At 31.1% G+C, this 14,185-nt stretch carries 12 protein-coding genes; 9 read left to right on the top strand and 3 right to left on the bottom strand.

The features are described from left to right. Nucleotides 1–12: 12 nt before the first annotated feature. From chvE to ACJDT4_RS16070, 4 genes are all read left to right on the top strand, one after another. Nucleotides 13–1,107 (top strand): multiple monosaccharide ABC transporter substrate-binding protein, encoded by a 1,095-nt coding sequence (gene chvE / locus ACJDT4_RS16085; RefSeq protein WP_406788598.1) that lies wholly within the window; start codon nucleotides 13–15, stop codon nucleotides 1,105–1,107. A 202-nt stretch (nucleotides 1,108–1,309) separates the two neighbouring features. Then, nucleotides 1,310–2,845 (top strand): multiple monosaccharide ABC transporter ATP-binding protein, encoded by a 1,536-nt coding sequence (gene mmsA, locus ACJDT4_RS16080; protein WP_406788597.1) that lies wholly within the window; start codon nucleotides 1,310–1,312, stop codon nucleotides 2,843–2,845. 3 nt (nucleotides 2,846–2,848) lie between these two features. Beyond that, nucleotides 2,849–4,018, top strand: a complete 1,170-nt coding sequence (gene mmsB / locus ACJDT4_RS16075; RefSeq protein WP_406788596.1) for a multiple monosaccharide ABC transporter permease — start codon at nucleotides 2,849–2,851, stop codon at nucleotides 4,016–4,018. Between the two features lie 779 nt (nucleotides 4,019–4,797). Further along, complete coding sequence (locus ACJDT4_RS16070; protein WP_406788595.1) at nucleotides 4,798–6,399, top strand: histidine kinase N-terminal 7TM domain-containing diguanylate cyclase; 1,602 nt, start codon at nucleotides 4,798–4,800, stop codon at nucleotides 6,397–6,399. A 248-nt stretch (nucleotides 6,400–6,647) separates the two neighbouring features. Here ACJDT4_RS16070 and ACJDT4_RS16065 read toward each other — a convergent pair whose 3' ends face one another. Beyond that, nucleotides 6,648–7,520, bottom strand: coding sequence for a methyl-accepting chemotaxis protein (locus tag ACJDT4_RS16065; RefSeq protein WP_406788594.1), 873 nt, complete (start codon nucleotides 7,518–7,520; stop codon nucleotides 6,648–6,650). A 317-nt stretch (nucleotides 7,521–7,837) separates the two neighbouring features. Between ACJDT4_RS16065 and ACJDT4_RS16060 the strand changes: the two genes are divergently transcribed. The 5 genes from ACJDT4_RS16060 (at nucleotide 7,838) to ACJDT4_RS16040 (ending at nucleotide 11,910) form a co-directional block, all read left to right on the top strand. Further along, nucleotides 7,838–9,250 carry a non-oxidative hydroxyarylic acid decarboxylases subunit C gene (locus ACJDT4_RS16060; protein WP_406788593.1) on the top strand — a complete coding sequence of 471 codons (1,413 nt, stop codon included), beginning with the start codon at nucleotides 7,838–7,840 and terminating at the stop codon, nucleotides 9,248–9,250. Continuing rightward, complete coding sequence (locus ACJDT4_RS16055; RefSeq protein ID WP_406788592.1) at nucleotides 9,251–9,484, top strand: non-oxidative hydroxyarylic acid decarboxylases subunit D; 234 nt, start codon at nucleotides 9,251–9,253, stop codon at nucleotides 9,482–9,484. Between the two features lie 3 nt (nucleotides 9,485–9,487). Further along, nucleotides 9,488–9,826, top strand: a complete 339-nt coding sequence (gene lpdD / locus ACJDT4_RS16050; RefSeq protein ID WP_406788591.1) for a prenylated flavin chaperone LpdD — start codon at nucleotides 9,488–9,490, stop codon at nucleotides 9,824–9,826. Between the two features lie 100 nt (nucleotides 9,827–9,926). Next, nucleotides 9,927–10,484, top strand: a complete 558-nt coding sequence (locus ACJDT4_RS16045) for a UbiX family flavin prenyltransferase (protein WP_406788590.1) — start codon at nucleotides 9,927–9,929, stop codon at nucleotides 10,482–10,484. A gap of 274 nt (nucleotides 10,485–10,758) precedes the next feature. Then, nucleotides 10,759–11,910, top strand: coding sequence for a methyl-accepting chemotaxis protein (locus tag ACJDT4_RS16040; RefSeq protein WP_406788589.1), 1,152 nt, complete (start codon nucleotides 10,759–10,761; stop codon nucleotides 11,908–11,910). 86 nt (nucleotides 11,911–11,996) lie between these two features. Here the strand turns inward: ACJDT4_RS16040 and ACJDT4_RS16035 are convergent, their stop codons facing one another. Continuing rightward, nucleotides 11,997–13,994 carry a helix-turn-helix domain-containing protein gene (locus ACJDT4_RS16035; protein WP_406788588.1) on the bottom strand — a complete coding sequence of 666 codons (1,998 nt, stop codon included), beginning with the start codon at nucleotides 13,992–13,994 and terminating at the stop codon, nucleotides 11,997–11,999. Nucleotides 13,995–14,010: 16 nt separating this feature from the next. After that, nucleotides 14,011–14,142 carry a hypothetical protein gene (locus ACJDT4_RS16030; protein ID WP_406788587.1) on the bottom strand — a complete coding sequence of 44 codons (132 nt, stop codon included), beginning with the start codon at nucleotides 14,140–14,142 and terminating at the stop codon, nucleotides 14,011–14,013. Between the last annotated feature and the right edge of the window lie 43 nt (nucleotides 14,143–14,185).

Raw genomic sequence — 14,185 nt, 5'->3', positions numbered from 1 at the left:
GAGAGATTTTTTATGAAAAAGTTTCTTATAGCTTTATTAACAGCTTCTATGATAGGAGGATTTGCTGGTTGTTCAAGTACATCTAGCAGTTCAAGCACAACAAGTAAAAAAGCAAGTGATTCTAAAATTGGTGTAGCTATGCCAACTAAATCACTTCAAAGATGGAATCAAGATGGAACAAATATGAAATCTCAGCTTGAAGCTAAAGGATATAAAGTTGATCTTCAATATGCTGAGAATGATGTTAATACTCAAGTATCACAAATTGAAAATATGATAACTTCAGGAGATAAGGTAATTGTTATTGCACCTATCGATGGCTCAGCACTTACAGACGTTTTATCAAAGGCATCTGATGAAGGAGTAAAGGTTGTATCTTATGACCGTTTAATAATGAATACACCTAATGTTGACTACTATGCAACCTTTGATAATTTTAAAGTAGGAGTTATCCAAGGTCAGTTTATTGAAAATAAGTTAGGCTTAAAGGATGGCAAAGGACCTTTCAATATGGAAGTCTTCGGTGGATCCCCTGATGACAATAATGCAAAAGTATTCTACCAAGGTGAAATGAGTGTCCTAAAGAAATATATCGACAATGGAAAATTAGTAGTTAAAAGTGGACAAGTTGATTTTGATAAAGTTGCAATTTCAGGCTGGAAATCAGAAACTGCACAAGCAAGAATGGATAACATTATAACTTCAAAATATGCAAGTGGTGCTAAATTGGACGTTGTTCTTTCACCAAATGACAGCTTAGCTATTGGTGTAGTTGCTTCCTTAAAGAATGCAGGCTATGGTACTTCAAGCAAACCATTCCCTATTTTAACTGGACAAGATTGCGATAAGCCAAACGTAGTTGCACTTAAAAATGATCAACAATCAATGTCAGTATTTAAGGATACAAGAAATCTTGCAACTAATGTTGTAAAGATGGTTGATGCTATCGTTTCAGGTAAGAAAGCTCCTGTAAATGATACTAAGACTTATAATAATGGTTCAAAGGTTGTTCCATCTTTCTTATGTGATCCAATTAGCGTTGATAAGAGCAATTACAAACAAGTTCTTATCGATACAAAATACTACAGTGAGTCAGATATTAAATAGTTTAAAGAAGGACAGCTGCACTAGATAAGAATATTACAAAGATTTATTTAGAGTACAGTGAGGGTAATCCTGGATGATGTTTGGGGCATTACCTTCTACACTGTGCACTGTACTCTGTTTTTTTCTAGCAGCGCTAAATTTAGAAAAGTAAAGTAGTCCTTTTATAAATTATAGGTATCAATATTTAGAAAGGAGCATAGATATGGCTGATATAATTTTGGAAATGCAAAATATTACAAAGCTTTTTCCCGGAGTAAAAGCCCTTGACAATGTAAATTTAAAGGTCAATAGAGGCGAAATTCATGCCTTATGTGGTGAAAATGGAGCCGGTAAATCCACACTGATGAATGTATTAAGTGGAGTATATCCTTTTGGCAGCTACACCGGAAATATAATATTTAACAGTAAAGAATGTAAGTTTAAAAAAATAAAAGATAGTGAAGAAGAGGGCATAGTTATAATTCATCAAGAATTGGCTTTGGTTCCCTACCTTTCAATAGCAGAAAATATGTTTCTTGGTAATGAAAGAGCAAAGTCTTCCTTTATTAACTGGAATGAAACCTATATGAAGGCTAAGCAGTATTTACAAAAGGTTGGTTTAAATGATGATCCTAACACTTTAATAAAAGATATAGGTGTTGGTAAGCAGCAGCTTGTTGAAATAGCTAAGGCACTTGCGAAGGACGTTAAACTACTTATATTAGACGAGCCTACAGCAGCTCTAAATGAAGAGGATTCTGATAACTTACTAGAGCTTATGTTGGAGCTTAAAAAAGATGGCATAACTTCAATTTTAATTACTCACAAGCTTAATGAAGTTGAAAAGGTTTCCGATCAAATAACAGTAATACGTGATGGTACTACTATAGAAACTCTCACAAAGGGAGTCCACGACATGACTGAGGATAGAATTATAAAAGGAATGGTTGGTCGTGATCTTACAAATCGTTATCCAAAGAGAAATCCTAAGATAGGAGAAGTTGCGTTTGAGATTAAGGATTGGAATGTTTTTCATCCAGTAAATGAGGGGCAAAAGGTTGTAAAGGATGTAAACTTTAAGGTTAGAAAAGGAGAAATTGTTGGATTTTCAGGACTTATGGGTGCAGGAAGAACAGAACTTGCTATGAGCATATTTGGAAGATCTTATGGTAAGCACATAACTGGTACTATCGTAAAAGATGGCAAAGAGATTGTTCTTAAAAATGTAAAGCAGGCAATAAATAATGGACTTGCGTATGTTACAGAGGATCGTAAGCAAGCCGGACTTAATCTTATAGATAATATTAAAAGAAACATTACATTAGCTAATCTAGATAAAATAAGTAGTTATGGTATTAATGATGAAAATAAGGAAATTCGTATTGCAGAAGAGTATCGTGAAAAATTAAACATTAAGAGCTCAAGTATTTTGCAGAAAACTGTTAATCTATCTGGAGGTAATCAGCAGAAGGTAGTTTTAAGTAAATGGATATTTACAGAGCCAGATGTATTGATACTAGATGAGCCTACTAGAGGTATAGATGTAGGTGCTAAATATGAAATTTATACAATTATAAATAAATTGGCAGAGGAAGGTAAATCAGTTATTGTAATATCATCAGAGCTTCCTGAAATTCTTGGCTTATGCGATAGAGTGTATGTAATGAATGAAGGAAGAATTGTTGGAGAACTTGATCGTAAGGATGCGTCACAGGAAAGCATTATGAAATGCATTGTGAAAAATGGTAAGGGGGTATAGAAAGTGGATAAAATAAAGGGAATATTTAAAAATAATTTAAGACAATATGCGATGTTACTTGCTTTAGTTGTTATTATGGCACTATTTCAGTATTTAACTCATGGGATACTTTTAAAACCGCAGAATGTTACTAATCTTATTCTTCAGAACAGTTATGTTATTATTCTGGCAATTGGTATGGTTTTGTGTATACTTACAGGAGGTAATATTGACCTTTCTGTTGGTTCTGTAGTTGCTATAGTTGGTGCAATAACAGGAACTCTTATAGTAACAATGAAGGTAAGTATACCAGTAGCTATAATTATAGGTATATTCGTAGGAGTATTAATAGGTGTATGGCAGGGCTTTTGGATAGCTTATGTGAGAATACCAGCTTTCATAGTAACACTTGCAGGTATGCTTCTATTTAGAGGATTAACATTAATAGTGCTTCAAGGTAAAACCATATCACCTTTCCCAAAAGCATTTTTGCAGATAAGCGGTGGCTTTGTACCAGACTTTTTGGGGAAAAATCCAAACTTTAATGCTACAACAATTTTAGTTTCAGTAATAATTTCTGTCGTATATTTAATGCTTGAAATCAAAAAAAGAGTTAGCAAGAAAAAATATGGCTTTGATGTACTTCCAGTTCCGTTTTTTATAGCTCAGCTTGCAGTTATATTAGCAGTATTAAATTTATTCGCATTCTGGCTTGCAACTTATAAAGGAATACCAGTAATTCTCGTTATACTTGCAGTATTAATAGTTGTATATTCCTTTATAACAACTAAGACTACTTTTGGAAGACATATATATGCAATTGGAGGTAATGAGAAGGCTGCAAAACTTTCTGGTGTAAATACAAACAAAGTTTTATTCTTAACTTATGTAAACATGGGAGTTCTTTCTGCAATAACTGGTATTGTTTTTACAGCACGTTTAATGGCAGCTACACCAACTGCAGGTAATAACTTTGAACTTGATGCTATCGCTGCCTGCTTTATAGGAGGAGCTTCAGCTACAGGTGGAGTTGGAACAGTTATAGGAGCAATAATTGGTGCCCTTGTTATGGGTGTATTAAATAATGGTATGTCAATTCTTGGAGTAGGTAGTGACTGGCAGATGGCAATTAAGGGATCTGTTCTACTAGCAGCAGTTGCTTTTGATATAATATCAAAAAACAAATCAAAGTAATAATGCTTCATGGTATTAAAAGAGTCCTATAAATCTAAGATAAAAAAATCGTAAAATATAAAGATATTTTACGATTTTTTTTATCAAGATTTATAGGATTTTTTTAAACTGCTCCTTCAGCATTGTTACTTTGCCTTACATGGGCTTATGCTAAAACTCCAATATATGCATATTCATTTACTATTGTTATTACTTATAGATAAACCGCTTCAACTATTTAAATTCATGTGCACCATAATGCCCAGAAGACGGCATTTTGGTACAAATAAATTTCAAGTTTCAGAGTGGTTTATCTTTAATAGATAGACAACTTGAAAGTTTGAAATGGCTAACACTAAGTTTATTCTTAAAAACTAATATTTTACTTAGAGTACAGAGTACAGTGAAGGATGATTTTTCTCCGTTAACGCTACGAAAAATCTAAAACTTAATGCTGGCGCATAGCTTAAAATATAATATTTAGCGCAGCTAATACTAATGATTTCTAAGATTTATCTGAGAGAAGCGAAAGGTAAATCCACATTCACTCTACTCTCTACTCCTTACTCTCTACTCTTCTTCAATTTACAGTTTATAGGGATAAACTTGGTATTGTGAATTTAAATCTTCCAAGTTGTCTATCTATAGCAGCCTTTATAAATTGTGATTTAACATCTTAATGGGACAGTTTTATTCTTATTGTTAAAAACTGTTCATAATGTTTCATTGTTTCTGCATATGTATTAAAATAAAATTAAAAGCTATTATTTTAATATATTTCGTAGAAAGTGAGCAGGTTCATGGAAAGGATAAGTAATCTTTTAAGTAGTTTTCTTTATATTGAAACCTTCAGCATCCTTGTCGTTGCTTTTTGTTCCTGGAGAAGAAGAAAGGCTTTGGGTGCATTACCGCTTTTTTTTCTTTGCCTATGTTCGGCAGTGTATGCATTTGGTTATGGCATGGAAATAACCTCTACATCACTTAGAGATGTGAATCTTTGGGGTAAAATTGAGTATTTAGGCTTGGCCTTTATTCCATCACTTTGGATTATACAAGCTCATTCCCTGGCAGCTAAAGATAAAAAAATTAGTAGGACATGCATATCGATTCTTTTTATAATTCCTATACTTACAGTTATATTTAGGTATACAAATGATTACTTTCATTTAATGTATAGGAACGAAACCTTAATTAATAACGGCTACTTTTATGTTTTATCGTACCAAAAGTGTTTTTGGTATTACCTTTACTATATTTTTTTCTATGTTTGTATGATAATTTCAATTGCAATGTATTATAAAGCCTTTTCAAAAGCAGTAGGGCTTGAACGTCATCAGCTTAAAATAATGGTCTGTGCATCAATAAGTGTTTTATTTTTTGAAGGGTTTGATCAATTTCAAATTGTGCCGCTTAAAATGGACTATGGTGCATTTATAATGTTTTTTGTTTATGTAGTGTTTGCATATGCTGTTTACCCTTTTGATATGATGCATATTATTCCTATGTCTAGAGAAATAATATTTGATTGGGTTTATGATGGTGTACTTGTCGTAGATACTGATTTTAATCTTAAGGATTTTAATTATGCTGCAAAAGAAGTGTTTAAAGCCTTAGACAGAAGCATTATTGGTACAAAAATAGAATCTTGTACAAGGGAAGCTCCTGAGTTTGGAAAGTCACTAAAAATGTGGTGCAGAAGTAAAAAAGAATACTCACAGGAGAATTTACCAGAAAGTTTTAAGGAGGATGTATTTGAATTTAGTATTGTCTCTGTGGATAATATAAGTTATTTTAAAGCAAGACCCAAAGCTTTATATTATAAAGGCTATAAAATAGGAAGTACCATACTAATTTCTAATGTAACCAAGGAAAAAAATATTATATTTGAGCTGGAGAAAATGGCTAAGTTTGATCAGCTTACAGGAATACTAAATAGAAGATGCTTTATAGAACTTGTGGGTAACAAGCTTACTGAATTAGAAAAACAAGATGATAAAGGGATATTATTTATGTTTGACATTGATTACTTTAAACAAGTTAACGATACTTATGGACATCAGGCAGGAGATTATATTTTAAAGGAAATAGCATACATATCTAAAAGTAAAATTAGGGATAAGGATTTTATAGGAAGATATGGTGGTGAAGAGTTCATAGCTTTTCTACCAAAGCTGACGCTTAAGGAGGCTGTGTCATTAATTGAAAGCATTAGAGCTGCCTTTGAAAATTACAATTTTATTTATGAAGATATACCTATTAAGGTTACTGCTAGCTTTGGTGTTTCGGAATATTGTAAAAAGGAATCTGGTGAATATTTTTCATATAACGAAATAGTTAAGAATGCTGACATTGCCCTATACAAAGCAAAGGAAAGTGGAAGAAATAGGGTTAGCGTAAGTTAATTAAGGGGTTGCAATATTAAAGATAAACCATACTGAAACTTGAAATTTATTTTGGAACATGTTAGTTATGTGAACATATATCAGTTGACAATTGACAATTGTCAACTGATTAAAGCGTCCCCAATATTACTTATAGAGTTTTAACATTAGCTATTTTAAGCTTTTAGCCTTTTTATTTATAATTGTTACCTGCTTAATTTGTTTAGATAGGGTAGCAATTATATTTTTTATGTACTAAAAATTGAGGCTTATACTAATTTAGCAATCTCAGTAATATTAGAAGTGCAGGAACTTAGTTCTTCAGCAGAAGCTGAGATTTGTTCTGTGGCTGAGGCCTGAGTATTTGATATATCTGTGGTCTCATTGACTTTTTCATTTAGTTTAGCTGCAATATCATTTATAGTTCCTAAAATATTCTTGATGTTGCTTACAGCTTCATTGCTAGATTGTGACATTTTTTGAATTTCATTAGCTACAACTGAGAAACCTTTTCCAGCTTCACCTGCTCTTGCTGATTCAATAGCAGCATTAAGTCCCAAAAGTTTAGTATTTTTTGAAATTCGGTTAATAAAGTCTAATATTTCTTTAGTCTCACCTATGCTGTTCATTATTTTATTTGTATAATCTTGAACTTCTAGAACTTTGTTTAAAAGCAATTGGGCAGATGACGCAATTTCCTGTGAAGTGGCACTTAATTCTTCGGATGAAGCTTGAATTGTTTCACTAACCTGTGATAAGATACTTTGATTTTTTAAGTTTACAGCTACATTTAATGTGCCAATTACCTTGTTGTTTTTATTTTTTATTGGTATTACTGATGCTTTGAAAGGAACTCCATAAGTTTCTTTAGGCATTAAGCCACTTTCTATATTTCCAGATTGCAGAGCCTTTGTAATAAGTCCTCCATATGGAATTGCTTTACCTTCAAGCTCACCACAATTTAATTCTTTACCGTTATAGTAACATAAAAATTTTTCTTTATCTGTTACACCTATAGCAGTATCTAAAGGGAAAGATTCCTGGAACATAGGGCAGGCTTTATCTAAAAAGTACAGTAGTAAAGAATCCTCATTCTCATTAAAATAAGGATCTGAAAGAAATTTCTCATAAGTTTGTGTCATCATATATCCTCCTATACATAAAAAGTGAAAATTAAAATAAAAAATGTAATTAAACTAAATAATTGAATATGAGTAAATTATAGTACAATAGGAAATATTAATCAAATAAGTTGTGCTTAAAATTGGATAGATATAAATAAATTATTAAAATAAAACCGAAAAAAGTAATTAAAAAGCTAGTATTGAGTAAGAAAATGTTGTTATATTATATTTTATAAATGCAAATATGTAAAATCTTGATATAAAATTGCTTTAAGAGTATAATTTATGACATAAAATAAAAAATAAAATAAAATTTTGTATAAAGGAGTGGAAATATGATATATAGAGATCTTAGAGAATTTATAAAGGTACTACAAAACGAAGAACAGTTAATAGAAATTGAAGATGAAGTTATGCCAGAACCAGATTTGGCAGCAATAGGGAAGTCAGCTGCAGATATAGATAATGGACCTGCTGTTTTGGTGAAAAATATTAAAGGTTATAATAATAGTGTGCTATTAAATGTACATGGTTCATGGCAAAACCACGCGCTTATGCTTGGGCTTCCTAAAAATACTCCCGTTAAAGAACAGTTTTTTGAATTAGATAAAAGATGGTCAAACTATCCTGTAAAACCAGTTTGGGTTAATGATGCTCCTGTTAAAGAAGTTAAGATAACAGAGAATATCAATCTCTTTGATATACTTCCACTATTTAGAGTTAATAAATATGATGGTGGTTTTTACTTATCAAAAGCTCTTACGGTTACAAGAGATCCTGAAGATCCAGATGATTTTGGAAAGCAGAACGTTGGTACATATAGAATACAGGTAAAGGGAAAAGATTTACTTGGGATTCAGCCGCTCCAATTTCATGATATAGCAGTTCACTTAAGAAAAGCGGAAGAAAGAAATGAAAAGCTTCCAGTAGCAATATGCATAGGAAATGAACCGGTACTTAATCTTATGGCAAGTACACCTATAGAATATGCTCAGTCAGAATATGAATTTGCTGGAGCATTAAAAGGACAACCTATAGAACTTACAAAGAGTGAAAATGGAAATTTAGATATTCCAGCTAGAAGTGAAATTGTATTAGAGGGATATATTATTCCTAGAGCTAGAAAAATAGAAGGACCTTTTGGTGAGTTCCCGGGAAGTTATTCTGGAGCTAGGCTTCAACCAGAAATAAAAATAACAGCAGTAACTTATAGAAAAAATCCTATATTTGAAAATTTATATATAGGAATGCCATGGACAGAAGTTGATTATTTAGTTGGATTAAATACAAGCTTGCCTCTTTATAGGCAGTTAAAAAGAGATTTCCCTGAGGTTGCAGCGGTTAATGCAATGTACACTCATGGAATTGGCGTTATAATTTCTACTAAGTGCAGATTTGGAGGATATGGAAAGTCAGTAGCTATGAGACTTTTATCAACTCCACATGGAATGCCATATTCTAAAATAATTATTGTAGTTGATGAAACAGTAGATCCATTTAATCTTCCACAGGTTATGTGGGCACTTACTACAAGGGTAAGACCAGATAAAGATGTAGTCCTTATCCCAAATGCGCCAGGTATGCCGCTTGATCCTTCATCAGAGCCTGCTGGAATGCATACAAAACTTATTATTGATGCTACTACACCTGTTGCTCCAGATGTGGCTAGGAAGGTAAATCCATTAGATCCGCCAGAAAAGAGCAATCACTGGTATAACTACATGGAAAATTTAAGGAGGAATAAATAAATGATTTGTCCAAGATGTGATTCTGAAAAAGTAGAATTGTTAACAAAAGCACCTAAAGATGATGCATGGGAAGTATATATATGCAATGAGTGTAACTTTTCATGGAGATCTACAGAAAGTGAAGATATTATAAATCCAGAAAAATATGATAAAAGATTTAAAATAAATCGTAAGGATATAAATTCTCTTCCAGTAATGCCACCAATTCCAGATATCCTTAAAGATAAGGAATAGCAAATGATAACAATAGATAGACAGGTAGAAAGGATAAAGCTTAGACTACAGGCTGTTGCAATGGGACAAGATTTGTGTGTAATCATAACTGGTGGAAAAGAGCATATTGGCTCAATAACTTTTAGTTACGATAAAGAAGCTGAGACGATTGGCTTTGGAACACATAAAGAAAAGTTTGTTACAGAAGCTGTTGGAGAGGTGTTAAATAAAAAGTACTCTGGCAATTTTGTAATATGCTGCGGTATACATTTTGACAATATAACTAAAGAGGAGATAGAGTGTGTTAAGGATTTAGCACTTAAAATTACAGAAGAATTGTGTTTAAAGTTAAAATGTAGCTAAAACTTTCCAACCACCAAAGTGATTATAAGTCAGTATTTTGGTACAAATAATTTGAAGTTTCAGATGGGCTATCTTTAATAAATGCAGCAAGGAGTATAATATGAGAATTATAGTTGGAATTACAGGAGCCACAGGGACGATTTATGGAGTAAGGTTACTTGAAATATTAAAGAACATTGAAGATATAAGTGTATATCTTGTTATGAGCGAATGGGCAAAACAGAATTTAGAAATAGAAACAGAATATACCTTGGATTATGTAAAAGGATTAGCAGATTTTAATTGTGAATACAGGGATTTAGCATCAGGTATTTCTAGTGGATCTTTTATAACTGAGGGAATGGTGATTTTGCCCTGCAGCATGAAAACACTGGGCTCTATAGCAAATGGATTTGATGATAATCTTATTTCAAGAGCAGCCAGTGTTATGATTAAGGAAAGTAGAAAATTAGTTTTATGTCCAAGAGAGACTCCATTAAGTTCAATACATTTAGAAAATATGCTTAAATTGTCTAGGATAGGTGTTAAGCTGGTGCCACCAATGCCGGCATTTTATAATAACCCTAAGACTATAGATGATATAATAAACCATCACATAATGAAAGTACTTGATCAATTTGGAATTTCTATAGATAAGGCTAAAAGATGGAAAAGTTAATAAACTAAGTAGTGTTACAATAGGCCAATTTCTGCATATGGAATTGGCCTATTTTTTTAATATATTAGCTAAGAATAAAAAATAATGTCCGAAAATAAAAAAAATTTAAAAAAGGAGGAATTTTGAGAAATAAGAAGAATATAGTATTAAATAAATTATAAAAAGTTGCAAATTAAGGATATTAAATTTGTAAAATATTATGTCAAATTATGTTCTTAAATTACGGTACTGAATAAGAAGTGAAATTTTAACAAATAAAAGGGGGCAACTATATATGATTAAGTATAATGAATTAGAATCTATAAAGACATTTTGTGATATCATTGCTGATATGATTCCAGAAGGCATAATGTTTTTAAATATTAAAGAAAGGGAAGTAGTGTGGAAAAAGGCAACAAAAAAATTTGATATGGACATTTTTTATGTTGGCAGTAAAATTCCTAATGATAGTATAGCTTGCCATGCCATGAGTGAAGATAAAATTGTTACAGAAAAAATTCCGCGTTCTTTATATGGAAGGAGGCTTATAACTATTGCAATCCCTGTGGGAAATGAATCCGGAAAGATAAATGGATGCTTTTCAGCAGTATTTCCAAAACTTCATCCTGTTGCAGCAGCTTTTGAAGATTTTGCACCTATTCTTGCAGATATGTTTCATGAAGGAGCGTTTATCTACATGACTGATCTTGAGAAGGTTGCATATAGACAGCCTTCTGAAAAATTTGATATGCCTTCAATAAGCATTGGATATGAGATTAAAGATACAGATATAGCTTTCAAGGCGATAAAATCAAAGCAGCCTCAGTTCATAGAAATTGATGCAAGTAAGTACGGTGAACCAGTTTTAGTAGTAAACCATCCTCTTTATGATGAAGATAATGGAACGGAAGTTGTTGCAACACTTGGATTCATAACACCAAAAAAAGTAGCTTTTCAGCTTAGAGAAATTTCAGAAAACGTAGAAAATGGTCTTACAGATATATCAAAGGCAATCGAACAATTGGCAGTTTCTGCATCAGAAATACATACTAACGAACAGCAGCTTAATTCAAATATAGAAGAGATTATAACTCTTTCAGAGGAAATTAATGAGGTATCTACTTTTATAAAAAAAGTTGCAAATGAAACAAAAATGCTGGGACTTAATGCATCAATAGAAGCTGCAAGAGCAGGGGAGGCAGGTAAAGGGTTTAGTGTTGTGGCATCAGAAATTAGAAAGCTGTCAGAACAGTCAATAAGCACAGTTCCAAGAATTAAAAAGTTGACAGATGATATTAAAATGAAAGTTACAGAAGTAAGTGAAAAAAGTAAAGACTCTTTAGCTTCAAGTCAAGAACAGGCTTCAGCTACGGAAGAAATAACTGCAAGTGTACAGGAAATAACTGCAAGGTCAGAAGAGTTAAGTAAGGTTTCAAAGTTAATTTAATGAATATAAAATTAAAAAACATTAATCTAAGTTAGAAAATAACAAAATTTTGGGATGTTTTGTTATTTTTCTAACTTAAATTTATTTTAATTTTTATTCATATTTATGAATGCTTGCTTTATAAAAGTTTCTGGATTAGGTGTATTGTTAGAATAAGAAGCAATACCATAAGTTAAAGCAAATTTTGAATATTCCTTATTTTTACGAAGCATAGTAAAATTAAATTTTTCTTTGATTTTTTTAGCAGTATCCATGGCAGTTTTGCAATTGATGTCATTTAGTGCCAGCAGAAATATATTTTTAGTATATTGCCCAACCCAATCTTTTGGACTTAATAATGAATTTGATATGATGTGACAAAGTGTACTTATTACATAATCATATGTATTATATTGGTGGGAATTTGTTGTGGAACTTGGGTTTTCAAGGGTAAATAAAATTATGAAGAGAGATTTTTTATAAAGAGCACTGCTCCGGATATTTATATTAAGTTTTTTGTTAATATATATTCTACTTTGAGGAATAGTAAGTTCAGTATTTTTATTAATTAAAAAATCTTCTTTGACATTTAGAAAGCACTTCTTTAAATTTTTTTCATCTACATTAATTGAAATTTTATTAGAAACATTTTTTAATACTTCTACAATATATGTAATCTTTCCTGAGGTTACGGGAATAGCCGCGGCTAAAAAAATCTTTTTATGTTTACTATAAATTTTGAAGATTGTTTCATTTTGTAAGTATGCCGCAATAAAAATGCAATTTTCGCAGTAGTCGTTTTGATTTTTAGGATTACAGCATTTGCACATAATGTTTTCCTTATCTTTAATTACAATGGAATTGTGATTAATAGGATCTATAATACGTGCAGTATCAAATAAATTTGAAAACATAGAAAGTTTAATGTGAATTTTTTCAATTAATTGTTTAGAAAATTTATCAGAAGAGCAGTTGTCTTTATTTAAATTTTCTTTATGTCCAAGAGTTTTTCTAAATTCATTTGGCGAAATGCCAGTGAATTTTTTGAAAGTTGCTGCAAAATGATTTTGATAGTTAAAGCCAATCTTTTGAGCGATATCTAGTATGCTTATGTTTGTATTAAGTAGTAAATATTTGCTTTTTTCAATTCTAATATTATTAACATTATCCAGAAGATTTAATCCAGTTTCTTTTTTTATTTGTTTTGATAGATAGTAAGTACTAAGGTTTGTGTATTTTGCTAGCATTTCTAATGAAATTTTTTCTGCATAATTCTGCTCTATATAGTTCATAGCATTGTTAACATATTTGGAATAAGAATTTCTATGGCTTTTAGCAATAATGTTTGTAATAGAAATTAAAGCCTCCTTAATTAGATTATAAATGTCATTTATGTTTTGTAAATTTTCAACCTTGTATATATAAGTATCAGTAATGTCCATGATTTTTTCATATGGAGCTTTTGCTTCGATTGCTATACAGCATGCCATAGAGCAAATTTTAATAAAATTGTTTTTTAAAGCTCTAATAAAATCTGAATCACATAAGTTATTATCCAGAAGTTCTACTATGTTAATTTTGCTTAAGGTTTTTATAAGCAATTCTGTATTGCCACTTTTTATCAAGGTAGTTATATTTGTAAAAGAAGTAAATTTAGTACTATTTTTTGAATGCGGCAGGATGGAAAAATCATAGTCTTTATTGATTTTTAGATTACTGATATTTGTGTTAGAATCAATACTTGATCCATGTAAAACTTGGAGTACTTCTGGTTCAAAAACAGTTTTTGAAAGACAGTGTAGAACATTACCTATAGGCTTGATTTGATCATAATGCACTACAGGTATTTTTAATATCAAATTTTCTAATACCTTTTTATTTTTTAAGGATAAAGATGAATAGCACAAAAGCTTTTCAATTTCTTTTTTATTAAGACTTTTTATTAACATTGGTTCTGTTACAAAGGCACCCATATAGTCTCCATTGTTAATTACAAAAGCAATATTGAATATAAAATTATTTGGTAAAAAATATGTATAAAATGAAGCTTCCTTTACTGGAGGTTTTGAGAAGCCTTCTGCTAGATATGAAGATATTTCACTCATGCCTAAAATAGAAAAATCATAAGCTGTTTTTTTTTTCAGTATTAAAGGTTATGAGATTAAGCTTAGTGTCTGAAAAAGCTGCATTTATACCAGTGGTTTTATAAAAAGTATTTAGTATGCTGCTTATTTTAATGTCTAAATTCTCCATATTATAACCATTCCTTTCATATTATTCAAAAATATATTAAATA

The organism is Clostridium neuense, assembly GCF_045310695.1.
GTDB lineage: Bacteria > Bacillota > Clostridia > Clostridiales > Clostridiaceae > Clostridium_S > Clostridium_S neuense.
This window is presented reverse-complemented; position numbering and strand designations above follow the sequence as displayed.